General features: G+C 30.2%; 27 protein-coding genes. 19 read left to right on the top strand and 8 right to left on the bottom strand.

Going from position 1 to position 25,667, the window contains the following annotated elements; genetic code table 11:
• Positions 1 to 107 precede the first annotated feature (107 nt).
• On the bottom strand, positions 108 to 755 hold the full coding sequence (locus tag K324_RS0105935) for a YiaD family glycine zipper/OmpA-like lipoprotein (protein ID WP_026748350.1): 648 nt from the start codon (positions 753 to 755) through the stop codon (positions 108 to 110).
• A gap of 190 nt (positions 756 to 945) precedes the next feature.
• On the opposite strand from K324_RS0105935, the gene K324_RS14395 reads away from it, so the two are divergent.
• On the top strand, positions 946 to 1,446 hold the full coding sequence (locus K324_RS14395; protein WP_211231546.1) for a beta/alpha barrel domain-containing protein: 501 nt from the start codon (positions 946 to 948) through the stop codon (positions 1,444 to 1,446).
• A gap of 50 nt (positions 1,447 to 1,496) precedes the next feature.
• Here the strand turns inward: K324_RS14395 and K324_RS0105925 are convergent, their stop codons facing one another.
• The 4 genes from K324_RS0105925 to K324_RS0105910 all read right to left on the bottom strand — a co-directional run bounded on the left by K324_RS0105925 (position 1,497) and on the right by K324_RS0105910 (position 6,137).
• Positions 1,497 to 1,877 carry a hypothetical protein gene (locus tag K324_RS0105925; RefSeq protein ID WP_026748349.1) on the bottom strand — a complete coding sequence of 127 codons (381 nt, stop codon included), beginning with the start codon at positions 1,875 to 1,877 and terminating at the stop codon, positions 1,497 to 1,499.
• Positions 1,878 to 2,102: 225 nt separating this feature from the next.
• Positions 2,103 to 2,387: a hypothetical protein gene (locus tag K324_RS14390; RefSeq protein WP_036095236.1), complete on the bottom strand. Its 285-nt coding sequence runs from the start codon at positions 2,385 to 2,387 to the stop codon at positions 2,103 to 2,105.
• 59 nt (positions 2,388 to 2,446) lie between these two features.
• A complete protein-coding gene (locus K324_RS0105915; protein ID WP_026748348.1) occupies positions 2,447 to 2,638 on the bottom strand; it encodes a hypothetical protein in 192 nt (63 codons plus the stop codon).
• A 259-nt stretch (positions 2,639 to 2,897) separates the two neighbouring features.
• Positions 2,898 to 6,137, bottom strand: a complete 3,240-nt coding sequence (locus tag K324_RS0105910) for an autotransporter outer membrane beta-barrel domain-containing protein (RefSeq protein WP_026748347.1) — start codon at positions 6,135 to 6,137, stop codon at positions 2,898 to 2,900.
• Between the two features lie 243 nt (positions 6,138 to 6,380).
• Here K324_RS0105910 and K324_RS0105905 point away from each other — a divergent pair, with 243 nt between their 5' ends.
• The 6 genes from K324_RS0105905 to K324_RS0105880 all read left to right on the top strand — a co-directional run bounded on the left by K324_RS0105905 (position 6,381) and on the right by K324_RS0105880 (position 11,643).
• A complete protein-coding gene (locus tag K324_RS0105905; RefSeq protein ID WP_026748346.1) occupies positions 6,381 to 7,358 on the top strand; it encodes a tRNA dihydrouridine synthase in 978 nt (325 codons plus the stop codon).
• Positions 7,359 to 7,459: 101 nt separating this feature from the next.
• The gene (locus K324_RS0105900; protein ID WP_026748345.1) at positions 7,460 to 7,951 is read left to right on the top strand and encodes a NanQ anomerase/TabA/YiaL family protein; all 492 of its coding nucleotides are present in this window, start codon (positions 7,460 to 7,462) and stop codon (positions 7,949 to 7,951) included.
• Positions 7,952 to 8,220: 269 nt separating this feature from the next.
• Positions 8,221 to 9,183 carry a S66 peptidase family protein gene (locus K324_RS0105895; protein WP_026748344.1) on the top strand — a complete coding sequence of 321 codons (963 nt, stop codon included), beginning with the start codon at positions 8,221 to 8,223 and terminating at the stop codon, positions 9,181 to 9,183.
• 152 nt (positions 9,184 to 9,335) lie between these two features.
• Entirely contained in the window at positions 9,336 to 10,319 is a 984-nt protein-coding gene (locus K324_RS0105890) for a dipeptidase (protein WP_026748343.1), read from the top strand.
• Between the two features lie 41 nt (positions 10,320 to 10,360).
• Positions 10,361 to 11,089, top strand: coding sequence for a gamma-glutamyl-gamma-aminobutyrate hydrolase family protein (locus K324_RS0105885; protein WP_026748342.1), 729 nt, complete (start codon positions 10,361 to 10,363; stop codon positions 11,087 to 11,089).
• Between the two features lie 143 nt (positions 11,090 to 11,232).
• Positions 11,233 to 11,643 (top strand): hypothetical protein, encoded by a 411-nt coding sequence (locus tag K324_RS0105880; protein WP_026748341.1) that lies wholly within the window; start codon positions 11,233 to 11,235, stop codon positions 11,641 to 11,643.
• 74 nt (positions 11,644 to 11,717) lie between these two features.
• On the opposite strand, the gene asnA is transcribed toward K324_RS0105880, so the two are convergent.
• Both asnA and K324_RS0105870 read right to left on the bottom strand, forming a co-directional pair.
• Positions 11,718 to 12,734: an aspartate--ammonia ligase gene (asnA, locus tag K324_RS0105875; RefSeq protein WP_026748340.1), complete on the bottom strand. Its 1,017-nt coding sequence runs from the start codon at positions 12,732 to 12,734 to the stop codon at positions 11,718 to 11,720.
• A gap of 89 nt (positions 12,735 to 12,823) precedes the next feature.
• A complete protein-coding gene (locus K324_RS0105870; protein WP_026748339.1) occupies positions 12,824 to 13,603 on the bottom strand; it encodes a nucleotidyltransferase domain-containing protein in 780 nt (259 codons plus the stop codon).
• 408 nt (positions 13,604 to 14,011) lie between these two features.
• Between K324_RS0105870 and K324_RS0105865 the strand changes: the two genes are divergently transcribed.
• The 4 genes from K324_RS0105865 to K324_RS0105850 all read left to right on the top strand — a co-directional run bounded on the left by K324_RS0105865 (position 14,012) and on the right by K324_RS0105850 (position 17,436).
• On the top strand, positions 14,012 to 14,908 hold the full coding sequence (locus K324_RS0105865) for a LysR family transcriptional regulator (protein ID WP_026748338.1): 897 nt from the start codon (positions 14,012 to 14,014) through the stop codon (positions 14,906 to 14,908).
• A 41-nt stretch (positions 14,909 to 14,949) separates the two neighbouring features.
• A complete protein-coding gene (gmhA, locus tag K324_RS0105860) occupies positions 14,950 to 15,534 on the top strand; it encodes a D-sedoheptulose 7-phosphate isomerase (protein ID WP_026748337.1) in 585 nt (194 codons plus the stop codon).
• Between the two features lie 49 nt (positions 15,535 to 15,583).
• Positions 15,584 to 16,948: an MATE family efflux transporter gene (locus tag K324_RS0105855; RefSeq protein WP_026748336.1), complete on the top strand. Its 1,365-nt coding sequence runs from the start codon at positions 15,584 to 15,586 to the stop codon at positions 16,946 to 16,948.
• A 140-nt stretch (positions 16,949 to 17,088) separates the two neighbouring features.
• Complete coding sequence (locus tag K324_RS0105850) at positions 17,089 to 17,436, top strand: MliC family protein (protein ID WP_026748335.1); 348 nt, start codon at positions 17,089 to 17,091, stop codon at positions 17,434 to 17,436.
• Positions 17,437 to 17,533: 97 nt separating this feature from the next.
• Here K324_RS0105850 and K324_RS0105845 read toward each other — a convergent pair whose 3' ends face one another.
• On the bottom strand, positions 17,534 to 18,454 hold the full coding sequence (locus K324_RS0105845; RefSeq protein WP_026748334.1) for a cation diffusion facilitator family transporter: 921 nt from the start codon (positions 18,452 to 18,454) through the stop codon (positions 17,534 to 17,536).
• A 260-nt stretch (positions 18,455 to 18,714) separates the two neighbouring features.
• Between K324_RS0105845 and K324_RS0105840 the strand changes: the two genes are divergently transcribed.
• The 8 genes from K324_RS0105840 (at position 18,715) to era (ending at position 25,370) form a co-directional block, all read left to right on the top strand.
• Positions 18,715 to 19,545 (top strand): tetratricopeptide repeat protein, encoded by an 831-nt coding sequence (locus tag K324_RS0105840; protein WP_026748333.1) that lies wholly within the window; start codon positions 18,715 to 18,717, stop codon positions 19,543 to 19,545.
• A gap of 18 nt (positions 19,546 to 19,563) precedes the next feature.
• A complete protein-coding gene (locus tag K324_RS0105835; protein ID WP_026748332.1) occupies positions 19,564 to 20,517 on the top strand; it encodes a DUF4037 domain-containing protein in 954 nt (317 codons plus the stop codon).
• Positions 20,518 to 20,584: 67 nt separating this feature from the next.
• On the top strand, positions 20,585 to 21,208 hold the full coding sequence (locus K324_RS0105830) for a DUF4125 family protein (protein WP_026748331.1): 624 nt from the start codon (positions 20,585 to 20,587) through the stop codon (positions 21,206 to 21,208).
• 24 nt (positions 21,209 to 21,232) lie between these two features.
• Positions 21,233 to 21,604: a hypothetical protein gene (locus K324_RS0105825; RefSeq protein ID WP_026748330.1), complete on the top strand. Its 372-nt coding sequence runs from the start codon at positions 21,233 to 21,235 to the stop codon at positions 21,602 to 21,604.
• Between the two features lie 247 nt (positions 21,605 to 21,851).
• Positions 21,852 to 22,397 (top strand): type II secretion system protein, encoded by a 546-nt coding sequence (locus K324_RS0105820; protein WP_026748329.1) that lies wholly within the window; start codon positions 21,852 to 21,854, stop codon positions 22,395 to 22,397.
• Positions 22,398 to 24,011, top strand: coding sequence for a ComEC/Rec2 family competence protein (locus K324_RS0105815; protein WP_026748328.1), 1,614 nt, complete (start codon positions 22,398 to 22,400; stop codon positions 24,009 to 24,011).
• A 121-nt stretch (positions 24,012 to 24,132) separates the two neighbouring features.
• Complete coding sequence (locus K324_RS0105810) at positions 24,133 to 24,468, top strand: zinc ribbon domain-containing protein YjdM (RefSeq protein ID WP_026748327.1); 336 nt, start codon at positions 24,133 to 24,135, stop codon at positions 24,466 to 24,468.
• A 20-nt stretch (positions 24,469 to 24,488) separates the two neighbouring features.
• Positions 24,489 to 25,370, top strand: a complete 882-nt coding sequence (era, locus tag K324_RS0105805) for a GTPase Era (protein ID WP_026748326.1) — start codon at positions 24,489 to 24,491, stop codon at positions 25,368 to 25,370.
• Positions 25,371 to 25,667 lie beyond the last annotated feature (297 nt).

The following is a 25,667-nucleotide window of genomic DNA, read 5'->3' as shown; positions in this document are numbered from 1 at the left end:
CATATTTTTGTTCTAATTTTTAAGTGGATTGACTATCATTCTAAAAATTCTTAAAAAAAGGAGTTAGTTCAAAACTTAATTTGAAAAAACCCCTAAAAATTATTTAATTATTTTTGATTTGCAATTATAGCAATTTCTACTCTTCTATTTTGAGCTCTTCCAGCTTCTGTTGCATTACTTGCAATTGGCTGTTTACTTCCATAACCACGTGAAGTTATTCTTGAACTCGAAATACCTTGTGATTCAAGATAATATTCTACTGAACTTGCACGATTTACAGAAAGTGGATTATTAATTGCGTCATTTCCTGTTGTGTCTGTATGTCCTGAAACTACGATTGTTGAGTCAGGATAAGTTTTTAGCACAGTTGCCACTGAATCTAGAGTATTTCTGAATTGTGGCTTAATTACGTAACTGTTTATGTCAAAAGTAATATTTTCAGGTGCTGTCAATTTGATTTCACCTTCACCAGTTCTTTTAACATCCACACCTGTCCCTTTTAACTTATTTCTTAATTCTTTTTCCTGTCTGTCAAAAATATTTCCAATAGCCGCTCCGACTGCAGCCCCTCCAGCTGTACCGATTAACGTTCCTTTCGTATCTTTCCCAATAACCTGCCCAATTACAGCTCCGGCAGCCGCTCCAATTCCTGCACCGATTCCAGTTTTACTAACTTTTCTTGTTCCATCAGTGGCAGTCGTGCAAGAAACCATTGTCAATACTGACAACAAGATAATTGCTAATACTTTTTTCATATTGACTCCTCCTTAATAAGAAAATATATATTTTCAATATATCGTACTATATTATTCTATTATTTAAGTTTATTTTCACTTTGAAAATATTTTATCTTGAGAAATTAGATGTTTTAGTGAAAAATTGATAAATTTGAATTTCGAGTTATAATAATAATGAAATTTGAAATAATGTAAAGGGATGATGAAAATGATTTCATTTGGGTACAGGCTCTCACCTGAAGAAATTCACAGAGAAGAAATTGGATATTTACTTGATGACAGCTTATACTTAATCAATGAAGTTGTAAAATTGGGAGTAGATTACATTCACACATTCCTTTGGGGAAAACGTGCCTATGCCAGTAAAGCCGCTTTAGGACAATGTAAAGGGCAATCAATTAATAAAGTTATAAAATCCGTTATAGACGGTAGAGCATTATTAATTGGAGCAGGAGACATAACTAGTGCTGATAAAATTTTGGAAGCTAGCGAATATGTAGATTTACTGGCATTAGCTTCATTAATAATAATAGATCCTGACACAAAAAATAAAATATCCGCAAGAAAAGAAAACGAAATAACATTAGATGTGGAAAATAGAATTGAAGATTTGGCACTTCCGAAAAACTTCCCGCCAATAGTGGTGGCAATGGAAGGAAATGGCTCTATTCCCCAAAAAACATTAGATTTATTAAGAAAAATGAAATAAATTTTAATACAAAACAGGGGCAAAATCCTGTCCCTGTTAAAATAATTTTATTATCTTTTTTCTCTTTCAATTCCTTCACACAACTCGTCTAAAGGATGGAAAATTCTTAAAATCCTGTTATCATAATCTACTTGCATGCAAAATGATCCATCAGTATAATCTTCTCTTGATTTTAAATCAAAACCTCCACGTTTTGGAACAACAATTCTAGCTTCTCTTATCACTTTGATATTTTTATATCGTAAACCATTAATTCGACATAGCGAATATGTAGTTGTAATTCCTACATATGGAAGATCTTCTTCTCTATTTAAAATTTTTCCCCTTCCTTCACAATAGCCTGATTGAATTTCAATTGGTTCATCTTCAAAATCTGCCATTATTGTAAATGAACAAAGTAATATTGCTAATAAAAATAATATTTTTTTCATAGTAAATCATCCTCCCTAATTTTATTTATCTTATACTATTCCCCATTAAAATAGTGGGTTTGCTAGAAAATAAATAACATATGTTTCTTATTTTTCAAATGGGGTTTAGTATTAATTTAAAATTTTAGCTTCTGAAACTAAAAATTAATAAAAGTGTAAAATTATGTGCAGTATGGAAGTGGTAAAATGTACCTGTAACTTGAATTCATTTATCCAAAAACAATACTAATAATAGTAATAGCTGTCATCACTGTCATCATAATCGTAGTCGCCATCATCACAGCCGCAATCGTGATCATCGTCATAATCGCTGTCGCTATCATCATAATCATCATCATAGCTATCATTATCATAATAATAACTTTGATAATTGCTGTAATTCTGAGTATTGGTATTTTTTATAGCATATTTTAATTCATTTATAGCTTTATCTCTATATTTTATCCATCCAGCATTTACGTTTACTGACATTAGAGCCAGCATTCCTAATATTAAAATTTTATTTTTCATTTTTATTTTTTCCTTGTATAATATAGTTACATTATACAAGCTCCTTTCTTTTAAAGTTTTTAATCCATATTGTCATGCATTCTTGCAAATTCAATTAACCTGCCTTTTGTAAATTTTTGATAAGTCATTATTTCAATGTTTGCATCAGATCTTCCTCCTGTTCCAGGATTTCCACCTTCACTGTTATTTGAATTTTCTATTTTCTTTGTTCTGATTTTTAACCATTGCCTTTGTTCGTTTCTAAAATTCAAGTTTTTATTTTCATAGATTTTCTATAATTTATAAAATTATTAGTAACGTATTATGTTTTTCTTCGATATTCATTATACTATGAATTTTAAAAAAGTCAATATAATTAATATAATTACACGATTATTCAAATCTAAATTTCTTTGATTTTTGCAAACTCACATTTTATGCAGAATTGAATATAATTAAAAAATTTTTATATAAAAAAACAGACACAAGATACTATCCTGTCCCTGTTTTAAAATCAAATATAAAATAAATTTAGAATGAAACACCAAGTCCTACACCAACGTGAGAATTCTTATCCTTCGTATCATATCCACCATTTACTGTAAAATTAAAGTTTCCTGCTTCAAATCCTACTTTTACGTCGCTCTTGAAGTTTCTACGTCTTTCGTATTTTGCACCTTTTAAGTTGATTTTAGTGCTTGTATTCGTAAATTTAGCTTCGTTTACCTTGCTTTCAACCTTTCCTAGTTCGTGTTCATAGCCAAGTCCTAAAGATGCCTTGAATTTAGTGTTTTCTGTAATTGGAGTGGAATATCCAACTTCAACTCCTGCAGATGGTTTTACAGAATAGTAATTGCTTCCTTTAACTTCCATATTTAAAGTTCCGTCTTTTTCTTTAATTTTTGAAAATTTACCATAGCCAAGTTTTAGACCAGCGTAAGGTTTAATTGTAACATTTTCTCCAACTTGGAAAGTTTTTCCTAATTCGTTCTTGATTGCAAATCCGTAAGCGTTGTAGTTAGCCTTGTTTTCATAAACATTATTTCCGATTACAAATCTTCTCTTCATATCGTTTTTAGAAACAAATCCATCTCCACTTAAAGTCCACTCAAGATTATTTAAGTCAAATGTCTTGTAAGCACCTAATTTAAACATTGTTACATTTTCTTTTGATTTTCCACTGTCTTTAAATTTGAAGTTGTTAATAACTGTTCCAGCATAAATTCCCTGTTTTGCATCAGCATTATTGAATAAATATGAAATTCCGTAAGCTGAGCTGTTTGAATCTGCTAATTCTGGCGTTCTTGCCTCATATTTATCCCTGTTAAAGAAAGTAGAAACATGATGTCCAGATTTATCAGCATTTTCTCTTTGTAAAGCAGAAAGTTTGTTGTCTAAAATATCATCAGTCTGTGCAATTCTTTGTTGAACATTGATATATTGACTTCCATTAATTTCACGGTAAGTTCTTGCCAACGCTTTTCTGTCGCTCAATGTATTTAAGTAATTGAATACTTGTTTGTCTTTTGAATCTACAGCAGTTCCAGTATATTTTTCATCCAGCCCATTAGCCACTTCTGCAGTTGTTTCACTATCTGCAAATTTTGCATAGGATTGTTTTTTCAAAGTAACTTTTTCTATTTTGTTATTTTTAATTTCTGAATCAGCTTCCCATACTAAAGAACCAGTTTTTACATTCCAGTTTGCAATATTGCTTGACTGAATAGATTTGTTAAATGGATCAAGTACATTACTTCCAACTGTAACTTCAGTAGCGTTAGTTTTTTCAGTAGCTTCTGCACCGATTAACAAGTCAGCACTTCTCAATACTAAGTTAGAAAGCCCTTCAATTGGTTTTGTTTTTCCTAATGTATCTACGTAAACACCTAAATCCCCATTTATTGGTTTTGTTTTGTTTGAGAGAACTTTAATAGTTCTTGTGTTGTCTACACGGTCTCTTACGGCACCACCACTAACTTCAATATCTCCATAATTCTTAATTATTCCTCCAGCAACAACAATTCCGGCACCGCCAGCAGATTCAATGTGGATTTTACCAGTATTTGTGAATTCAGAATCTTTTCCTACAACTACACCGATTGCGTCTTTTGGAGTTCCAACAGTCGTTATTGTACCGCTGTTTGTACCTTTAGAACCATTTGCCAAGTACATTCCGATACCGCCATCCTTAGTGATGTTGATAGTTCCTTTATTTTCTAAAGTATTTCCGTTGATTCCTGCCATACCGATTGAATCTTTACCGATTTCTATAATTCCGTTGTTTATCATTTTTGCATTTGGATTATCACTGTACATTCCCATGCTTGGGTTGTTTCTGTCAGATGAATCGCCTATTCTGATTTTTCCTTTAGAACCATAATATTTTTGATTTTCTGCATTATAGGCACCATCTCCGCCAGCATAGATTCCAATTGACTTATCTCCGTAAAGATTGATTTCTCCAACACTTCCAATTACATCTTGTGGAGTATCTGAAGCTGCAGGATCTTTTTTCTGGTTACGGACATTTGCCCACATTCCGATTACATTGGCTGCTGTACTTTCAATCTTTCCATTATTTAAATTTGCAATAAATCCTTTGTTGTCAAAGTAAGGCTTGTCCATATACATTCCTGTGGAATTTTCACCAAGCAGAATATTTCCGTCGTTTCTTGCAGAATTATGCGGAATAGGAGCAGAAGGCCCAAGCAGTCCGTAGTCAAATTCAGATTCTGCACTCCAGTAAATTGCAGCTGAATTTTTTCCAACTGAGATTGTTCCAAGGTTATTAAAGTTTGACGCAGTACCGTATGCTCCGATTGAGTTGCTACCTTTCATATTGATAGTACCACGGTTATAGTTCATATCGTTTGGAACAAATTCATATTCAAATCCATACAGTCCTTTAATTCCAATTTGATTGTCTTTTGTTCCAGTAATTGTTTTACCAGAATTAATAGTGAAAGTAGAATTTGTAACATCTACTTTATTATACAAGTCGTTAGGATCATCCAAGTTTACATCCTTGTCTACAAAAAGTCTGGAATTATCAAATTTAACTAATTTATAGCCAGTACCATTAATTGTCGGCCTTTGATTTGCAGGAATTTTGGCAAGAAGATTTGAAACATCAGTTTTAGACAATTCTACCTCTACGCCTTTAAGTACGAATAAATACGAATTAGGTTCCATATTGAATGTCAATTTTTCAGCATTGTGTATAAGTTTTGTCAAGTAATGCTTAACGGCTTCCTGAGGATCTGTAAAAAAGTGTGTGTTTCCATTATAAACGCTGTTTCCTTCAAAAAATGCCATTGCTCCTCCACCTGCTTTTACATCCATTGTTGTTGAAGTAGCTATAGTAAGCGGTTTTGTAGCTGAACGGTTCAGGTAAAATCCAACTTCCCTGTCCTTGACTTCATAGTGAGTTTTGCTGGCAGTTTTAGGTGCGTCAAGTTTTTCTCCAGCAATTTTATATGCAAAAATGTCTAATTTTGAATTAGGAATTGCACTGAGATTTATTTTTGGAAATCTTGCATTCGTGCTTATTGATGGCACTGTAGGATTTGGGTTTGCTGGGTTAGCTGGAGAACCTGGCGAAGTTGGATTGGTAACTGTTGGATTTCCAGAACCTTTACCATTTCCGCTTCCACTGTTTCTAATAGTTCCGCCAATGCCTGTTTTTAGGTTTCCTTTTCCATTATTACTTGTACAACTTAGCAAAGCAAGTAGCGAGATTGCGAGTAACATTAATTTTTTATTTTTTTTCATAGTAATCCTCTCCTTTAAAGAATATATATGTTAAAACTTAATAACAGTAAATGAAATTCTGTTATTCGTTACATTGTGATTATAACATGCGTTTTCAAAAAAGTCAACAACTTATTATACAAAATTTTAAAGTAAATAACTTTCTGTTTTAAAACGTTCAAAAGTTATTGAAATTGATGCCTTACCACATTTGATTTTTTTTCATTTTAAGTATATAATGTAAAACAAAAAACAGGAGAGAAAATGAAAATATACACTGCCCCAATGGCTGGCACTACTGATTATTCCTTTAGAAAGATACTTGAAAAGTTTGAGCCTGACTTTTTGTTTACAGAAATGGTAAATGCGAATTTATTGAATCGTGAGAATGATACTACGATAAACGAGCTTTTGAAGTGTGATAATAAGGAAAAAACTGGCACACAAATTTTTGGTGGAGATAAAAATGAGCTAGTTTCAGGAATTTTAAAACTGAAAAATTTTGGATTTAGAAAAATTAATATAAATATGGGATGTCCGCAGCCTAAAATCGTAAAAAATGGAGCTGGTTCAGCACTTCTTGAAAACTATAACTTAGTTAATCAGGTTCTTTTGGAAACGCAAGATATTGGTGCTGAAATTTCAATAAAAATACGTGTTGGCTATAAGGATTTTGACAATCCTGAAATTTTTTTAAATTTAGCAAATAAGCATAACCTTGATTTTATCTGTGTTCACGGACGGACTCAAGAACAAATGTATTCTGGAACTGCCAACTGGGAAATTGTTGAAAAACTAAGCAAAATGCCAAGAAATATACAGTTTTTTGGAAACGGCGATTTATTTGAACTTTCCGAAATAAAACGAAAAATAACCCCCTGCAATCTTGATGGCATAATACTTTCACGTGGCATAATCGGTAATCCTTGGTTAATTCCACAAACAAGGGAATTTCTACAGAGTGGTAAAATAAACACGATTCAAACTTTTGATGAAACAAAATCACTTGTTTTAGAGCATTTGCAAAATATCGTGGAAAATAAGGGGGAAAATAAGGCTGTGCTTGAAATAAACAAATTTTTACGTCCATACTTTCAAAGATTCTGGGATAAAAATTTGGATAGAAATAGTGAATTTGCCGTGATTGAGAATTTTTATGATGAAAATTTGAAAACTGAGATTGATAAAATTATTTTGGAAAAAGGAATCTTAGAAAAAATAAAGATAATTGAAATGCTATAAACAAAGTTTTAAATAAGTTTTTTTTATTGAAATTGTTAATAAAAAAGGGTATAATCACAGTTGAGAATTAGCTGTGATTTTTTTGAAGGAGAGTGCAAAAGATGATTTTTACAAATATGAATGATGAAGTACAGAACAAGAGCTTAGCAAAGGATATTCAATTTTGCATTGAATTTGCGAAAAAAAATGAGAATAAAATTTTATCGCTTGTACATGGAAGTTATGATGTAGGATATAATGACATTAAAATGAATGTAGGAAAATATTTTACAAAAAGTGAAAATGAGAAATTTTGGGAAAGCCATAAAAAATATTTGGATGTACAAATTATGATTAATGGAACTGAAAAAGTTGCAATTAGTGATATTCGGAATATGGAAGTTAAGAGCTTTGATTCTGAAAAGGATTTGGTAATTCTGGAAGGTGAAAAAGCATTTGATGTAGTTATGAAAACTGGGGATGTGCTCGTATTTTTGCCAAATGATGTGCATAAGCCTGAACTTAATGTTTCTGAAAATGATAATTCTGGAAATATAAGAAAAATTGTTACAAAGGTTGTTTTTAAAATTGAAATTGATAAAATGAATATTTAAAATATTGCTTATCTAAATCCTGTTTAAAAAAAGAAATTAGAATTTATAATAGCTATACTAACTTTTAATTGATTTTTACTATTTTATACTAAACACCATTTAAATAACAAATCTATTATAAATCTTTTTAGTAGAGAATTAAACCTGGTATTTATTTTCAAATAATTAAAATATAATTTTTGCTTTTTAAACTGGGAATAGTATTAATAAACAACAATATAATCAATTATAAAGATAAAAACTTGAAAAAATAAAAAAGGAGTTTGAAAATGAATTTTCCAGAACCATTAAAACAAGGAGATAAAGTGTTTTTAGTGTGCACTTCTTCTCCTATTTTTGAGGAAGATATTGAAAAATGCAAGGAAGTTGTGAAAAACTTAGGTTTTGAGGCTGTGCTGGGGGAGAGCCTTTTTGAGAATATTGGAGGATATATGGCGGGAACGCCTGAAATTAGGATAAAAGATTTACATAGGGCTTTTTCTGATGATGAAGTTAAAGGAATTTTTTGTGTGAAGGGCGGATTTAGTGCTTCGCAACTTTTGGATAAGCTGGACTATGAATTGATAAAGAAAAATCCTAAAGTTTTTGTGGGTTATAGCGATGTTACAAATTTAAGCATTGCTTTCAATCAGAAGTGTAATTTGGGAGTTTTTCATGGGCCTATGGTAAAATCGAATATGTTTAACGATTTTAGTGAATTTACGAAAAAGTCTTTTTTGAATGCTTTGAATAAGAAAAAAGGCGAAAAGTGGAAATTTGAGAATCCAACAGATGAAAAAACTGGAAAAGAAAAAGAAACACTCCTTTTGTATAAAAAAGATTTTGAAAATAAAAAAATAAATGGAGAGCTGACTGGCGGAAATCTTTCGATAATTGTTACAACTTTAGGAACAGATTATGAAATTGATACGAAAGGGAAAATATTTTTTATTGAAGAAATTGAAGAGGAAATCAGCAGAATTGATAGAATGATGACACATTTGAAATATGCTGGAAAATTTGAAGACTGTAATGCGGTTTTGTTAGGCAATTTTGCGGGCTGTGAAAATACTTATGGAGAAAATTATGAGTTAATGGATTTTTTAAAAGATTTTTTCAAGGATTATGAAAAGCCTGTAATTTATGGACTTGAAAGTGGACATGAAAAGCCTGATTTGGTAACAATGCCGATGGGGGCAAAATGCACTTTGGAGATTAATGGAAATAAGCCTGAAATTTATTTTAAAAAATAAAAAAATCATATTTATTCGTTTTTTTTAATTCAAATAATTATTTTTAGAACAAATCTATCTATAAAAGTAGTTATTTATCAAAATATTTTAAAGTATAAAAACTGATTTTGAGTATAATTAAAATAAATTTACATAGAAAGAAGGAAAAATTAATGTTTTTTGATATGCATGCAGATGTGTGGACAGATAATTTCTGGGAATATCAGAAGGGAAATAAGGATATTATTAGAAATAAATATAAGGAAAAATTCTTGAAAGGAGGGCTTTCTGGAGGAATTTTTGTAATATATTTGAATGTGAATGAAGTGGAGAATGCTGAAGAATATTTTTTTGCAGATTTGCGAGCAATGACTGAGGAATTGTATCACGCAAGAGATTTGATAAAGGTTATAAAAGAGCCATCTGATTTTAAAATTTTTGAAAATTGGGAAAATGTTAAGGAAGAAGATAAAAAGTTTGGAGTGATGCTTGGAATAGAAGGGCTTCCAGGGATTGGAGATAAACTTGATTATATTTATTTATTAAATCAGCTTGGTGTGCGACATATTGGAATGACTTGGAATGAAACAAACGCTTTTGCAACAGGCCAGAGCGGAGATAAAAACAGGGGATTGACTTCACTTGGAATTGATGCTGTGAGAATAATCAATGAGTTGGGAATCCTGCTTGATGTTTCGCATGCCAACGATAAAACATTCTGGGATATTGCCAAACATTCTAAAAAGCCTTTTTTTGCCTCACATTCAAATGCCAGAAGCCTTTGTCCGTCAATGAGGAACTTAACTGATGATCAAATTTTATGTATCGGTGAACGAGGAGGAATGGTTGGAATGAACAGTTACCACAATTTTGTCAGTCGAAATGAAAATGAAAAAAATCTGGAAATGCTTTTAAATCATCTGGAATATGTGGCTGAGAAAATTGGACTGGATAAAGTTGGATTTGGACTTGATTTTTCAGAATATTATGAGGCAGAAGGTGATGCACATGAGGGACTTTTGGGGGTGAATAACGTTACAGAATTGAGGAATATAGAAAAAGCATTGAAAAAGAGAGGATATTCTCAAAATGAAATTGATATGGTAACTTATAAAAATTTCATTGACTTTTTTGGAAGAGTGAGAAATTTTAAATAAAAAGTAATAATAAAAACGGGGAAAAGAAAGGAATTTGATAGATGAATAATAAAAGAAAACCAATTATAGGGATTACTACTTCGCTGGAATTAAACCCAAACAGACTAAATGATCACAAGACGATAGTTTCTGTGGATTACAGTAAGGCGGTTATAAATGCTGGAGGAATACCATTTATTTTGCCAATAACAGAAAATATGGAAGTTATAAGGGAACAAATTCAGCATTTAGATGGGCTTTTACTTTCTGGAGGAGGAGATCCTGATCCGATTTTATATGGAGAGGACTGTCTGCAGGAAGTTGGGAGCATTACACCAGAGCGGGATAAATTTGAGCTTGAAATTTTAGATGAGTTTATGAAAACTGGAAAGCCTATTTTTGGGATTTGCCGTGGATTGCAAATTGCAAATGTCTATTTTGGCGGAAGTTTGTATCAAGATGTAAAATATACAGGAACGACAGTTAATCATATGCAAAAGTGGCTTCCTGACTTGCCTACACACGATATAAATATTGAAAAGGATAATATTTTATTTGAAATTTTTGGAGAAAAAACTAGAACAAACTCTTTCCATCATCAAATGATAAAAGATTTGGGAAATGGCTTGACTGCTATTGCAAAAGCAAAGGATGGAATAGTAGAGGCTTTTCAAAACAAAAATCATAAATTCTTTTATGCAGTACAATGGCATCCTGAAATGATGGCAGTTCGTGGGAATAAGAAAATGCAGGAGATTTTTGATAAGTTTATTGAAAGTTGCGGGAAATAAATGAATAGTGGTAGATTAAAAATTTTTTATAAATAAAGTATTGTATTCTCTAGATTTGGTAAAAAATACTATTTAGATGAAGTTTTAGAATTAAGTTCAGATTCAGAATTATAGAATATTATAAAATTTTTATAGGAGATGATATGCTAAATAATAAAATTATAACTTTTTTAAAAGAAAGAAACTGCTGGTATGAGGATGAAAGTATCGAATATAGAGAGGCTTTATCGAAATTAAATATTGACATGAAGAGTGATTTTATACAATTTTATTTACATGCAGAAGAAGGTCCCGCTTTTTACAGTTCAAGAAAGGAAATTTATCAGTTAGGCTGGTTTTTGGTTAATACAGATTTATTAAAAAATTTATATTCAGTCAATAAATCTTTAGGATTGACAAATGATTACATTCCTTTGGATAATTTTGAAGGAGAAAATGGATTTTTCTATAATACTCAAACTGAAGAAGTTGTTCATTTAATATTAGGAAAAGAAAAAGAAATAAAAAAATGGAATAGTTTTCCAAAATTTATTGAATGGTATTTTAATATATAGATTATTTCTAACAAAGTGAAAAACTAAAATTAATTAGTAATTCACTTTTTTTCTTACATTTCAGATTTTTTATCTTAATACCATAAAAGATTGATTCCGTTTTCTTTACATTCTTTTACGATTTCAGGAGTCCAAACTGAAGCCTGAACTTCTCCAATGTGAGCTTTTTGTAATAAAAACATACAGATTCTTGACTGTCCGATTCCTCCACCGATTGTTAGTGGTAATTCATCGTTTAAAAGCATTTTGTGAAAATCAAGATTTTTTCTTTCTTCCAGGTTTAATTCTTTTAATTGACGTTCCAAAGCGGTTTTGTCCACCCGGATTCCCATTGATGATAATTCCAGTGCTCTGTCAAGAACAGGATTCCACATAATCAAATCTCCATTTAATTCCCAGTCATCGTAATCTGGGGCACGCCCGTCGTGTCTTTGTCCTGAATTTAACACTTTTCCAATTTGCATAATAAATATTGCTCCATTTTCTTTTGCAAATTTGTCTTCCCTTTCGTTTGGAGTCAATTCAGGATATAGATTTTCCAGCTCTTGAGAAGTGATAAATGTTACTTCCTTTGGTAAAAATTTTTCAAATTTACTAAATTTGTCTGTCAATTCTTTTTCTGTATTTAAAAAGACTTGATATATTTTTTTTACTGTTTCCTTTAAAAAGTCCAAATTTCTATCTTCTTTTGAAATAACTTTTTCCCAGTCCCACTGATCCACATAAATTGAGTGAGTGTTATCCAAATCTTCATCTCTTCTAATGGCATTCATATCTGTGTAAATCCCTTTTCCAGCCTCTATCCCATATTGTTTCAGTGCTATTCTTTTCCATTTTGCAAGTGAATGCACAATTTCCAATGTTGTGTCTGGCATTTCTTTCATTTCAAATGCCACTGGACGTTCAACGCCATTTAAGTTGTCATTAATCCCGGCATTCTTTCTAACGAACATAGGTGCTGAAATTCTTGTTAAGTCCAATGCTTTTGCAAGTTCTTTTTCAAAATAGTCTTTTGCTGCTTTTATAGCGATTTCTGTTTCCATAATCCCGTATTTTGGATCATAATTTTTTGGAATTATAATACTTGACATATACTCTCCTTCTTTCTCAATTTTTTTATTCTACCTGTAGATGTTATCAAAATTCTCATTTATTGTCAAATTTTTTTCTTTTTATAAATTTATTTTAGTTTTTTTATATTATTTACAATATTTTGTATATCTTCTACTAATAAAGATTGATTTTCTTCTGAATACATATGTGAAAAAAGAGAATTTAAGTTTTCTTCAAAGTTTTCAGGTAAGATTTTGCACTGCTTTTTGCAAAATTGGATTAATCGTTTTTCACCAGGGTGTGTTACTTCATTAATTGCGAATAATAGATCAAAATATGAAGCTAGGAATTCTGTTATTCTATGGTTTATGCTGACAAAATCTTTTCGTTCAACAGCTTTTTTTATTTGTTTCGGATATGCCGGCATTGCAGAGTCGATTAATTGAAGTTGTCTTTTTATGATGTTTTCTTTTAGTTGTTTTGGATAATTTATGGAATATTTATTTTTGTATTTTTCAAGAGTTCCGTTTTTGTCGTATAGGATTTTACAGGTAATTAGATTGTGCCACATGCAAGTTGTGTAGGAATTGTTTGGTTGGCATTCGATAACGACTCTTTCGATTCCTTTCATAAAATCTTCCATATCTCGATAAAGAATATCAATTTCAATTCCGTCGTTTAAGACACAGTTGTCCTCGTACTCCCAAAAGCTGTTTCCAATTTCCATATAACTGCAAAAATTTTTTAGAATATTTTTTCTTTTTTCTTCGTTAATTGGTGAATTTACATAAAGGTACACATCGTAGTCTGATTTTTCATCATAATTTTCTCCCGCACGTGAACCTCCCAATGCGATTGCTTCAATTTCTTCCAATAAAGATAATTCCTTAAATAATTGTTCTACCATTTTTCCTCCTGATTTTAAGTTTTATAAATTTTAACTATGTTAATATTTGTATTTTAACATTAAATAAATGATTTTTCTATAATTTTTTTGATTAATAAAAATGTTTAGGATATATTTGAAAATTATGTCTGTTTTGTTCAAATGAGTTTTGTCAGCATAATTTGAATATATTTATAAAAAACAAAAATAATTTGATTATCAAAATAAATAATGATATAATATTCGTGAATTTTAAAACAAGTTCCAAAATTTTTTGAACAAAATTATAAGCTATTTAAAAAAGAAATCCAATCATTAATCAAAGTAATTTTTAATGAATTATTTTATTCTTCCAATGTCATATTTACTGGACAAAAATATATGTATGAGTTATAATAATATAAAAAATATATGATTGGAGAAATAACTGTGGATGTACATCATTTAAAAATTTTCTTTGAGGCATGCAAGGAAAAGAGTTTTACTAAAGCTGCAAAAAATTTATTTATAAGTCAATCTGCGGTATCAATACAAATAAAAAAACTGGAAACAAAATTAGGAATCCAGCTTATTGAAAGAAATTCTAAAAATTTTAGATTAACTTTTGCGGGAAAAGAGCTTTATCGGATGTCAAAGGATGTTTTTGACAAGATTTTACGGGTGGAAAAGGAAATGGAAAAAATTTCACATTATGGAAAGGGAAAAATCTGCATAGGAGCAACTCATAATATTGGAGAACCTGTGTTGCCAAGAATTATGGTGGAATTTAAAAAGCACAATCCTGAAATTGAATTTGATTTGTATATCAAAAATCGTGAATCGCTTGTAAAACATCTAAAGGAAGGGACAGTTGACATTGCACTAATGGAAGAGTATTTCATTGAGGATAAGGAAATAAAGGTTATCGAAACTGAGGAATATCCATTTGTTGTTGTGGCAGGCAAAGAAATAACAGATTACAAGGAATTGAAGGAAATGCAGCTGTTAAAGCGGGATACTGTGTTGACAAGCAAATATCTGGATTTGTTTGAAAAAATAATAGGATTTAATCTGGAAAACAGAATCGTCATAAATGGAAGCATTGAAACGATGAAAAACCTTATAAAAAGTGGACTTGGGTTTGCAGTTCTTCCATATTACAGCGTTTATGAGGAAATCGAAAAAGGGGCATTAAAAGTTATTCATAACTTTGAAAAATCCGAAGATAAGTTCCAAATCGTCTATATTCGTGAAAATGGTGAAAAAACAGGAATTTCCAAATTTGTAAAATTTGTGAAGGATTATAAAATTACTCCAGCATTGTTTTCGGTAAAGAATAAGCAGTAATTTAAACAGATAATTTATAAATAAATTTTGGGAGGAAAATTATGTTAAAAGAAAATATAAGAAATTCGTATTTAACAGCTTTTGAAACTGTAAAGACATTTGTGGAAAATGATGAAAATATTGAAAAGACAGAAAAAATAGCGCGGGAATTGGCACAAGCCTATAAAAATAGTAAAAAATCGCTGATTGCAGGAAATGGTGGAAGTAACTGTGATGCGATGCATTTTGCTGAAGAATTTACAGGGAGATTTAGAAAAGACAGAAAAGCGTTGCCGTCCATAAGTATTAGTGATTCTTCACATATCACGTGTGTTGGAAACGATTATGGATTTGATTTTGTTTTTGCAAAAGGAGTAGAAGCATTTGGGCAGGAAGGTGATTTTTTCTTTGGGATTTCAACTTCGGGAAATTCTAAAAATATAATTGAAGCTGTTAAATCAGCTAAGGAAAGAAATTTAAAAACAGTGGCATTACTTGGAAAAGATGGTGGAAAATTGAAGGGAGTATGTGATTATGAATTCATAATTCCTGGAGAAACATCAGACAGGATTCAGGAAGTTCACATGATGATTTTACACATTATAATTGAAGGTGTAGAAAGAATTTTATTTCCTGAAAATTATTAAAAATAATCTAATTTCATTTTTTGAGTAATTCTGTTAACGTAGGAGGGAAATGAAAAGAAGTGTAAATATAGAAAAGCATAGAAATGGGGAATATTTAAAATTAGCATTGGGGTTTACGTTGTCAACATTGACAACTCCGCTATTAAATTCAGTTGATACAGCGGTTGTAGGAAATTTGTCAAATCCAGTATTCATTGGTGGAGTTACACTTGGTGGAACGATTTTTAATACAATTTATTGGTTATTTGGTTTTTTGCGTGTCAGCACGTCGGGATATTCTGCAAAGGCTTTTGGGGAAAATAACAAAAGAGAGGAAATTACAGTTCTGGTACGTCCTATGTTAATTTCCATTTTACTGGGAATTTTGTTTGTCCTTTTTCAAAAGCCGATCTTGTGGGGATTTATATATTTTTTTGATGCTGGCAGGGAAACTACAAAATATATATCGGTTTATTTTAATATTTTGATATGGGGAGCACCGTTTGTATTGCTGAATTATACATTTTTAGGTTGGATAATGGGACGTAAGGAAATAAAAAAATGTTTGATTTTGCAGCTTATGACAAATATTGTGAACATTGCCCTGGATTTATATTTTGTAAGAGTTTTGAAAATGGATGTTGCAGGAGTGGCAGTTGCTACGCTCATTTCACAAATAATGACAACAGTTTTATCAGTTTTTATTATTTTAAGAACTTTTTCAGCAAAGGAAATTTTACACAATGTGAATTTGAGTAAAGTATTTGATAAAGCTGAAATAAAAAAGGTTGGAGCGGTAAATTTGGATTTGGTAATAAGAACAATATGTCTTTTGGTAACAACAAATTTATTTTTGGAAAAAGCTGCACAAAATGGGAAAATCATATTGGCTGCAAATTCTATATTATTTCAGGTTCAATATCTGATGTCATATATTTTTGACGGTTTTGCCAATGCTTCGAGTGTATTTTCAGGCATAGCCATAGGCGAGAAAAACTTTAGAAAACTAAAATGGGTAATGGGAAAATCAATCCAGTTCTGTATCGCAATTTCATTGTTTTTGAGTACAGCATTTATTTTTGGCGGAGAAAAGCTGTTATTATTTTATACAAAAAATATGGAAGTTATAAATATTGCAAGCCAATATAAAATATGGATGCTTATATTCCCGCTAGTTGTAAGTTTTGGATTGGTAATTTATGGAAATTTTACAGGAGCAACAGAAACAGCATATATAAGAAATTCAATGATACAGGCATTGATAGTATTTTTAATTTTTTATTTTACTGGAACATCAATGTATAAAAATCATGGTTTATGGTTATCGTTTATAGTATTTTCATTGGCCCGATCGGCATTTTTGATGAGATATGTTGGAAAATTTTTGAAAAAATATGAAAATTTGTTAGGTGGACATACGGATAATTTAAAATAAAATCTAAAATTAATAGGCTAAATAATTAAGTATTTTTACTGTAGTTTCATTTTTAACTAATAGGTTTCTATAAGAATTTTAACAGTTTTAGGTGATATACTTCGTATTGAAATAAATTTTGAAGAAAAGAGATGGTAAAGATGAAATTATTGAAAAAATCTATGTTAGTATTGTCTGTAATGACATTAATTGGAGGAATGAGCTTTGCTGCAACAGCCAAGAGAAGAACGGGTAAAAAACCTGCTGCAAGAAGAGTGGCTTCAGAATCATATACTTGCGGTTCTGAAAGAATAACAGTTTCATATCCGGCAACAAACGCTGCCAGAGTGGTGACTAAAGCAGGAAACGTTTATAACCTTAAAGTGGCAGTATCAGGCAGTGGATCAAGATATGTTTCCAAAAATGGAAATATCGAATTCTTTAAAGGTGGAAAAGATGCTATTTATAGAGGGCCTAATGGTATTGAAAAATCTTGTACAAGAAGATAGCAAAGCTGATATTTAAATGAAAAACATAATTGACGAATCAGACAAAATTGGAAGATTTGAAAATTATGTTTTTTTTTCTACTATGTTAAAAGTATAATTAAAGATGTGGATTTATTTCAGGATTTTCAATCTGAACCGTTACATGTTCTATCCCATATTCATTTTTTAGGAGTTTTACCACATTATTTACAATTTCATAATCATTTACTCCATTGTATTCATCAAGCAAAATATGAAATGAAATACTTATGTTCTCTTCTGAAATATTCCACAAATGAAATTCATGAATATCCTTTATTTTGTCAATTGTCAAAATTTTATCATAAATTTCGTTAATATCCAGATGGCTCGGGACAGCTTCCATTAAAATAAAAAACGCCTCTTTTGCAATTTTTAGCCCTCCAGTGAAAATAACAACGCTGATAATCATACTTATTATTATGTCAAAAATAACAAGATTAGTTAATTTCAAAATAACCGCAGCAATTATGACTCCGACAGAATTTAATGTATCGCCTAAAAAATGCCACAAAGCACTTTTTACATTAAGATTCTTTTCTTTTTTCAAACTTCTCATAAGTACAAACATAAGTATGATATTAACTAGAAGCCCAATTACTGCAATTGTGAACATTGTAAAAAAATCAACATGTTCTGGATTGAAAAGCCGTTTTATAGCTTCAATAACTATCCCAACCGATATTATCATAAGAGCCAGTCCATTTATAAATGCAGAAATTATCTCAATTCTCAAAAATCCGTAAGTAAAATTTTTGTTTGGCTTTTTAGCTGAAAAAAATACCGCAATAATGCTGAACAAAAGTGCAACTACATCCGAAAACATGTGAAATGAATCTGAAATAAGTGCAAGCGAGCCACTAAATATTCCGCCAAATAATTCAACTAAAGCAAAAAATAGTGTCAGTAAAATTGAAGTTATCAAAGTTTTCTTTGATTGTGCCTGATATTTATAATGCTTTATATGATGATACTTAAAATCAATTTTTTCTTTATTCATCTTATCTTTCCTTCTTTCCTCTAAAAATATTTAATCTATTTTAATTATATAATAGGAGTTTTTTTATTTCAACAACATAATTTTATTTTATAGTAAAACTATTTTAAAGTCTTAAAATTATTTTTAATATTGTTGCAGATTGCAATTTTGTATGGTAAACTTTTGTTAGAAATAATAAATTTAAAATTGAAATGTATTCAAATTATATTTTTGTAATACCAAAGTTAAGCAATAAATTTAAGATAAAGGAGAAATATAAAATGTCAAATATATTTGAAAAAAAAGTCAGAATAAACGAATTGACAAACTTGAGAAAAGAACTTATGCAGCAGGGGAATGTTGTGGAAGAGGTTAAAGTGTTAAAGGAATTAGCAGAACTTACAGAAGAGGTTTTTGGTGAGGAAAGTGATGAAAATATTAAAATTTTGAATGAAGTTGGGGGAACTCTTAAATATGTTGGGGAGTTTGACACAGCGAAAGATGCTTTGCTGAAGGCACAAGGCTTTATTGAGAAAAAGTACGGCAAAGACAGTATTCCATATGCGACTTGCAGCCTTAACCTAGCCGAAGTTTACAGATTTATGAAAAAATATGATGAAACTGAAGATATGTACCTTAATACTATGAAAATTTATGAAAATAATAATTTGCAAAATGACTATGTTTATGCGAGCGTGTGCAATAATTTGGCTTTATTTTATCAGGAGCTTGAAAGATACGAGGAAGCGATTGAATTACAGGAAAAAAGTCTAAGGGTACTGGAAAAAGTTGGAGAAAATCCTATTCAGTATGCGATTACATTAAGTAATCTTGTACAGCCTTACTTGAAAGTAAAAAACAAAGAAAAAGCAGAGGAATACTTGCAAAAATCACTGGAACTAATCGAGAAGGAAGTTGGAAAAACTCATAACTTGTATGCGGCAGTCCTTAACAATATGGCGACTTTTTATTTTGCAGAAAATGAATATGAAAAAGCATTGGAATTATTTGAGGAAAGTGCTGAAATTTGTGAAAAGACGTTTGGTAAAGAAAGCAATAATTACAAAAATATTTTGGAAAATATTGAAGTTGTGAAGGAAAAAATGGTTTAGATGGAAGAAGGAGAAAAAATGGATTCAAATAAAATAAAAGGACTGGAACTTTCAAAAAAATATTTCGAAGAAATTTATCTTCCAGTTATAAAAAGTGAATTTCCAGAAGTTTTTGAAAAAATGGCGGCTGGACTTGCGGGAGAAGGTTCGGAGTGTTTTGGGTTTGATGATGAAATTTCGCAGGATCATGACTTTGGGCCGTCCTGCTGTATTTGGCTGAGTTCAGAAGATTATGAAAAATATGGACTAAATTTGCAGAAAAGGCTTAATGAATTGCCGAAGGAGTTTTTGGGATTTAGAGCATTGAATGTGAGTGAGTTTGGGGATGGAAGGCGTGGAGTTCTTAATATGGAGGATTGGTTTTTCAAATTTTTAGGAGACATCAAGGTGCCTGAGAACTTGTATGAATGGCGATTAATTCCAGAAGAATTGCTAGCAACGGCGGTTAATGGAGAAATTTTTATGGATAATTTGGGAAAATTTACGAAAATTAGAAATGATTTGGAAAAATATTTTCCAGAAGATATACGGCTTAATAAAATTGCCACAAGATGTATGAAAATGGCACAATCTGGGCAGTATAACTATTTGCGGTGCATGAAAAGGAATGAAATTGTGGCAGCAAGGCTTGCGGAAACTGAGTTTATAAATGAGGCGATACATATGATTTTTTTATTAAATAAAAAATATAAACTTTTTTACAAATGGATGCCAAAAGCCTTAAAAGATTTAAAAATTTTAGGCGAAAAAACTTATTTTTTAATTGAAGAACTGGTAAAATTGCCAACTGGTGCGATTAATCGAAAATTTCAAATTATTGAAGAAATAAGTGCTGATGTAATTTCGGAAATGAAAAATCAAGATATTGTTCCAAGACAGTTAACAAGCGACTTTTTACAGGATTATGGGCCTTTTGTGCAAAATAAAATTGAAGATGAAAAATTAAGAAACTGGAACCCTGCGATGGATTAAAATAAAAAATTTTAAAAATAATCAACAAAATTAAAGAATATTGGATTTTAAAATAGGAGAATTGAAAATGGAAAGAGAAATTAGTAAAAAAGAAAGTTTTATTCGACAAATCTTAAAAAGGGAATGGGAATTTTTTCAAAATGTGCATCATACGGAAGGAAGAGCAGAATGTCAGGATAATCCGCAGGAATTTGAAATTATGAGAAGAAGTCAATGGGAAACATTGCCTGATGAAATTCTGGAAAGTTATCTGGAAGACTTGATTTTGGCAAAACATCGTGGTGAAAACATTGTTCAGGATAAATATGCTAGAATGATGAAATACAGTTCGCCAAAGGAATATGAAATAATTAAGGGTTACTTGCCCGAAATCTCGCAGGAGAAAGAAGAATTGGTGCAAAAAATAGTAGAAATTTATTTGCATTGGGAAGAAGAAATAATAAAAAAATATCCAAAAGTTACTTCAAAAGGGCGTCCCTTATACTCAAAATATGACACTCCGAACTATACTTCAATTGAAACTTATTTGAAGGGAGAATTATCGTCATATTCAGTAAAAACATTGAAATTATATTACGAGTATATCCAAAGCTGTGTTACAAATAAGGTCAACTTGGCAGAAAATAATTTGGAAAATATTGTACTGGAAAAAGGTTATAAGACTATTGATGAAGCAGAGAAAAGTTTGTAAATTTATAAATTGAAGGGAAGATAAATGGTAAAAGTAAAGGAATTAATAGAACATGGATTAGAATTATTTTCAAGAAATAGTGTAAGCAGGCTAGAAAAGTTTTTTGAATCAGCAAAACAAGAAAATCTAGACGTAAGTTCAATTGATAAAAAATATATGAAATTTAAAAAAACTAAAAAGAAAAAACGATTTATAACAATTTTTAATTATTTTACTTTCGGATTTTCAGCAATAGGAAGAATGGCACATATGGCTTATGATGCCGAAAAAAAGGAAGAATTTAAAAATGAAAGAATGAAATTGCAAGAGGAAATAAAGGATGTATTAGCAAATGAAAGTATAGATGATAATTCTAGGGAACTATTACAAATAATGGATTTCTATTTATATGATTAAAATTTTGAATTAGGTGTATTGTCAAATCAAGTGAAACAAAAAGTAAAAATTAATTTTTTATATTTAGATTAGAATGTAAATAAAACAAAATTCAAATGAGTAAAAAACTACGAAAAAAATTCCTTATTTATTAAGTAGGGAATTTTTTTATTTGTAAAAAATATTTGATTTTTTCAAAAAATGATGTATAATAATATTAATTAAAAATTAAATTTTGTATAAAAATAGTTTTTTAAAAGGGGGAAAAATGAGAATAAAGGGGAATAACAAGGGGTTTACACTCATTGAGGTTTTGTTATACATTTCAATTATGGCGATTTTGTTTATGGTGGTTTCTGTGAATTTGCAGAGACAGAGGCAGAATCAGGAGTTTGCAATTCAAAAGAGGAATGTTAGCCAGTTTATCAGAAAAATTCAGCAGTATGCACAGCACAACAGGAAGGAATATGTACTGGATTTTAAAATATCTGAAAAGACAGCTTATTTTTTGGACGAGAAAAATGGAAAAAAGGATATTGTTGATAAAATGGAGATTTCTCAAAACTTATCGTATATGACAAATAATTCTAATAAAAATGCTGATTTTAGAAGACGTACTACAAATGAAGGAAATTTTGAAAAAGGATTTTCCGTTTATTTGATGGATAAAAAGGGAGAAAAAATTTATTACAGAATTTCTACAAACACAATAAATGCGGCAAAATATCCGATTATAAGTATTTACAGGGCTAAAAAGCCGATTAATCTTTCGGATGACTATTCAAAGGCTAACTTGTGGGAGGAGGAAATTTAGATGAAAAATGGGGGAAATGTTGAGAATAATACAACAACTGGACAAAATAATAAAAAAAGAGATTTTGAGAATATAAGATTTCGTAAAATTGTAAAAAAATCAGATAGAAAAGAAGATTTTAAAAAATATAAGAATACAAAAATAAGTAAAAATAGTGGAAGCAATGAAACTCAAGAAAATGTAACTAAATTTGAAAATAAGGAATTTGATAAATATATTCTGGAAATGAAAAAATTGAGGGAGAAAGAGACTAGGAAAAAGTATATAAAATCCGAACTTTCACGCAGAAAACAAAATTTAGTAAAATTTTTTAATATGCAAGTTGGAATTGAAGAAGTGAAAAGAACTTGGCAATTTGGAATTTTAATTTTGGCAGGGATTTTTTTGTTTGTGTTTTATCTGAATTTTGTTACTTTTAAGGGAGAACTTTCTGGAGAAAAGACACTTTATGTGAAGATTGATGGAAATCGTGGAAGTGTCTTGAAGGTTAATAACAAATATTTGAAAAACCAGGCGAGCATTGAGAATAAGAAGGGGCTTGAATATGGATTTTACCTTATGCGGTACAAAATTAGGAAAATTGTAAATAAAAATGGCAATATTAAGATTGAAGGGAAACTGCTGGGATATAAAGAATCACGATTAAATGTCGTCCGTAAATATATTTTGGAGATTTTTGATAATTTATTTATAACTGAAGAAAATTTGTATGCTTTTTCACATGCTGCGGTTCTGGGAGAAAAGGCAGAGGTTTCTAAGGATATGAAGGATAAGTTCAAATACACGGGACTGGCTCATTTAATTGTAATTTCTGGGACTCATATAAGTCTAGTTGTTATTGGAATTGTGAAAATTTTGGATGGATTTTCGCTAGGGTATAGGTTTAAATATCTGATGGCACTTGTGGCACTAACTTTCTATTGTGCATTAATTGGATTCTCGCCAGGAATTTTACGTGCTTATATTATGGGAGCGATGATGATTTTGGCAAGGATTCTTTTTGAGCAGGAAGATAGTAAAAAATCTTTGTTAATATCGTTTATTGTTATAATTGTGCTAAATCCGTATTCACTTTTTGATATTTCAATGCAGCTTTCATATGCAGCAGTTGTGGCAATAATATTTGTAAATCCTGAATTTAAGAAAATTTATCAGGAAAAAATTTTGGATAAAATAAAAAACGAGGTTTTGAGAAATACTGTAGATTTGATATTTTTGAGTTTAACAATACAAATTACGAGTATTCCATTATTTTTATATTATTTTGAAAAACTGCCATTATTTTCATTTTTATTAAATATTGTGGGAATACCAATCGGAACAGTTGTTATACAATGTTTATTTTTTATTGTGCTTCTAAATATTTTTAAATTATCTTTATTTAACAGCCCGATTGTTTTTGTTACAGAAATTATTTTTAAGGCTTTTGAGGGATTTATTCACGCTGGAAGCAAAATTCCGCTTTTACAGATGAGTACTAATGGAAAAGCACCATTATGGACGGTTTTTGCATATTATGGAATATTATTTTTTATAACATTTTTTGTAATGCCGTTGTTTACTGCAAAAATTGATATGTACTCAAGCTCCTTTAATACTGAAACAATAAAATAATTTTGGAGATTGATTTTAAAATATCATTACTATAAATGAAAATTATAATGATAAACATATTTTATAACTTTCTGTTTCGTGGTATAATAAAAAATAATAAAATTTGAAAGGAATATAAAGTATGAGTTTACCAAATTGTCCTAAATGTGGATCAGAATATGTTTATGAGGATGGAAATATGCTAGTTTGTCCAGAATGCTTTTATGAATGGGCTGAAAATGGGGAAGAAAGCAGTGATGAAAACGTTGTGAAAGATTCAAACGGGAATATTTTGCAGGATGGAGACAGCGTTACAATTATTAAGGATTTGAAAGTAAAAGGTACATCATCAGATTTGAAGAGAGGGACAAAAGTTAAAAATATAAGATTAATTGATGATGGAATTCATAATATCGACTGTAAAATAGATGGTTTTGGTGCGATGAAGCTGAAATCGGAATTTGTTAAAAAAATATAAAAAATAGAATTGGAGAAAGAATGAAGTCAGGATTTATAACAATCGTCGGACGTCCAAATGTTGGGAAGTCGACGCTTATGAATAAGCTTGTGAAAGAAAAGGTTGCAATTGTGTCGGATAAGGCTGGGACGACTAGGGATCAGATAAAAGGGATTGTAAATATTGGAGAAAATCAGTTTATATTTGTAGATACGCCAGGGATTCACAAACCTAAACATTTACTTGGGGAACACATGACTAATGTGGCATTAGAAGCTCTTGAAAATGTCGATTTGATAATGTTTATGCTGGATGGGACACAGGAAATTTCGACTGGGGATATATTTGTTAATGAAAATGTGAGAAGTGTAAATACACCAATTGTACTTGTTATTAACAAAATTGATAAAATGACGGATGAGGAAATTGAGGAGAAGAAAAAGGAAATTCGTGAAAAATTGGGAGAATTTGATGAAATAATAACTCTTACGGCGGAATATGCGATTGGGATTCATAAGATATTTGAAGTTGCCGAGAAATATTTGTCAAATGATGTATGGTTTTATCCAGAAGATTATTATACAGATTTACCAGTAAATAAAATCGTTGTAGAAACAGTCAGAGAGAAAATTTTACATCATACGAAAGATGAAATTCCTCATAGTGTAGCTGTAGAGATTATTAATGTAGAAACAAAGCCTGCAATTAGGAAATATGATATAAATATTTATGTTGAAAGGGATAGTCAAAAAGGTATTATTATTGGAAAAGATGGGGCTATGCTCAAGAAAATTGGGATAGAGGCTAGACGTGAAATTGAGCATCTGATTGATTTGAAGGTTAATTTAAAATTGTGGGTGAAAGTTAAGAAGAAATGGAGAAAAAATAAGAAATTTCTTGATGAAATGGGTTATGGGAAATAATTTTATTTTTAGGTTATATTAAATAATTATAAAAATTGAATAATAACAATCTTTATATTAAACCCTATTTAAAAATAGGAATAAATTTTTATAATAAGGTTGTTTGATAACTAATTCATAATTATTCAACTAAATTGTTTTTTATCTTTTGTTAGAAAAGATTGTAATAAATTCGTTATTTAAATGGGGGTTAGTATTACTATAGCAGGGGCTTGTCAGAAAGTAATAAAAAATAAAAAAATCAAAAATGAAAAATTGTATTATTTGAGAGTTTATAAACTTTTATAAATAACCAAA

It is taken from the genome of Leptotrichia trevisanii DSM 22070, assembly GCF_000482505.1.
GTDB classification, from domain to species: domain Bacteria; phylum Fusobacteriota; class Fusobacteriia; order Fusobacteriales; family Leptotrichiaceae; genus Leptotrichia; species Leptotrichia trevisanii.
This window is presented reverse-complemented; position numbering and strand designations above follow the sequence as displayed.

Coding starts and splice junctions, on each gene's coding strand:
- K324_RS0105935 (WP_026748350.1), bottom strand. CDS start 755: ATGAAAAAAGTATTAGCAATTATCTTGTTGTCAGTATTGACAATGGTT.
- K324_RS14395 (WP_211231546.1), top strand. CDS start 946: ATGATTTCATTTGGGTACAGGCTCTCACCTGAAGAAATTCACAGAGAA.
- K324_RS0105925 (WP_026748349.1), bottom strand. CDS start 1,877: ATGAAAAAAATATTATTTTTATTAGCAATATTACTTTGTTCATTTACA.
- K324_RS14390 (WP_036095236.1), bottom strand. CDS start 2,387: ATGAAAAATAAAATTTTAATATTAGGAATGCTGGCTCTAATGTCAGTA.
- K324_RS0105910 (WP_026748347.1), bottom strand. CDS start 6,137: ATGAAAAAAAATAAAAAATTAATGTTACTCGCAATCTCGCTACTTGCT.
- K324_RS0105905 (WP_026748346.1), top strand. CDS start 6,381: ATGAAAATATACACTGCCCCAATGGCTGGCACTACTGATTATTCCTTT.
- K324_RS0105900 (WP_026748345.1), top strand. CDS start 7,460: ATGATTTTTACAAATATGAATGATGAAGTACAGAACAAGAGCTTAGCA.
- K324_RS0105895 (WP_026748344.1), top strand. CDS start 8,221: ATGAATTTTCCAGAACCATTAAAACAAGGAGATAAAGTGTTTTTAGTG.
- K324_RS0105890 (WP_026748343.1), top strand. CDS start 9,336: ATGTTTTTTGATATGCATGCAGATGTGTGGACAGATAATTTCTGGGAA.
- K324_RS0105885 (WP_026748342.1), top strand. CDS start 10,361: ATGAATAATAAAAGAAAACCAATTATAGGGATTACTACTTCGCTGGAA.
- K324_RS0105880 (WP_026748341.1), top strand. CDS start 11,233: ATGCTAAATAATAAAATTATAACTTTTTTAAAAGAAAGAAACTGCTGG.
- asnA (WP_026748340.1), bottom strand. CDS start 12,734: ATGTCAAGTATTATAATTCCAAAAAATTATGATCCAAAATACGGGATT.
- K324_RS0105870 (WP_026748339.1), bottom strand. CDS start 13,603: ATGGTAGAACAATTATTTAAGGAATTATCTTTATTGGAAGAAATTGAA.
- gmhA (WP_026748337.1), top strand. CDS start 14,950: ATGTTAAAAGAAAATATAAGAAATTCGTATTTAACAGCTTTTGAAACT.
- K324_RS0105855 (WP_026748336.1), top strand. CDS start 15,584: ATGAAAAGAAGTGTAAATATAGAAAAGCATAGAAATGGGGAATATTTA.
- K324_RS0105850 (WP_026748335.1), top strand. CDS start 17,089: ATGAAATTATTGAAAAAATCTATGTTAGTATTGTCTGTAATGACATTA.
- K324_RS0105845 (WP_026748334.1), bottom strand. CDS start 18,454: ATGAATAAAGAAAAAATTGATTTTAAGTATCATCATATAAAGCATTAT.
- K324_RS0105840 (WP_026748333.1), top strand. CDS start 18,715: ATGTCAAATATATTTGAAAAAAAAGTCAGAATAAACGAATTGACAAAC.
- K324_RS0105835 (WP_026748332.1), top strand. CDS start 19,564: ATGGATTCAAATAAAATAAAAGGACTGGAACTTTCAAAAAAATATTTC.
- K324_RS0105830 (WP_026748331.1), top strand. CDS start 20,585: ATGGAAAGAGAAATTAGTAAAAAAGAAAGTTTTATTCGACAAATCTTA.
- K324_RS0105825 (WP_026748330.1), top strand. CDS start 21,233: ATGGTAAAAGTAAAGGAATTAATAGAACATGGATTAGAATTATTTTCA.
- K324_RS0105820 (WP_026748329.1), top strand. CDS start 21,852: ATGAGAATAAAGGGGAATAACAAGGGGTTTACACTCATTGAGGTTTTG.
- K324_RS0105815 (WP_026748328.1), top strand. CDS start 22,398: ATGAAAAATGGGGGAAATGTTGAGAATAATACAACAACTGGACAAAAT.
- K324_RS0105810 (WP_026748327.1), top strand. CDS start 24,133: ATGAGTTTACCAAATTGTCCTAAATGTGGATCAGAATATGTTTATGAG.
- era (WP_026748326.1), top strand. CDS start 24,489: ATGAAGTCAGGATTTATAACAATCGTCGGACGTCCAAATGTTGGGAAG.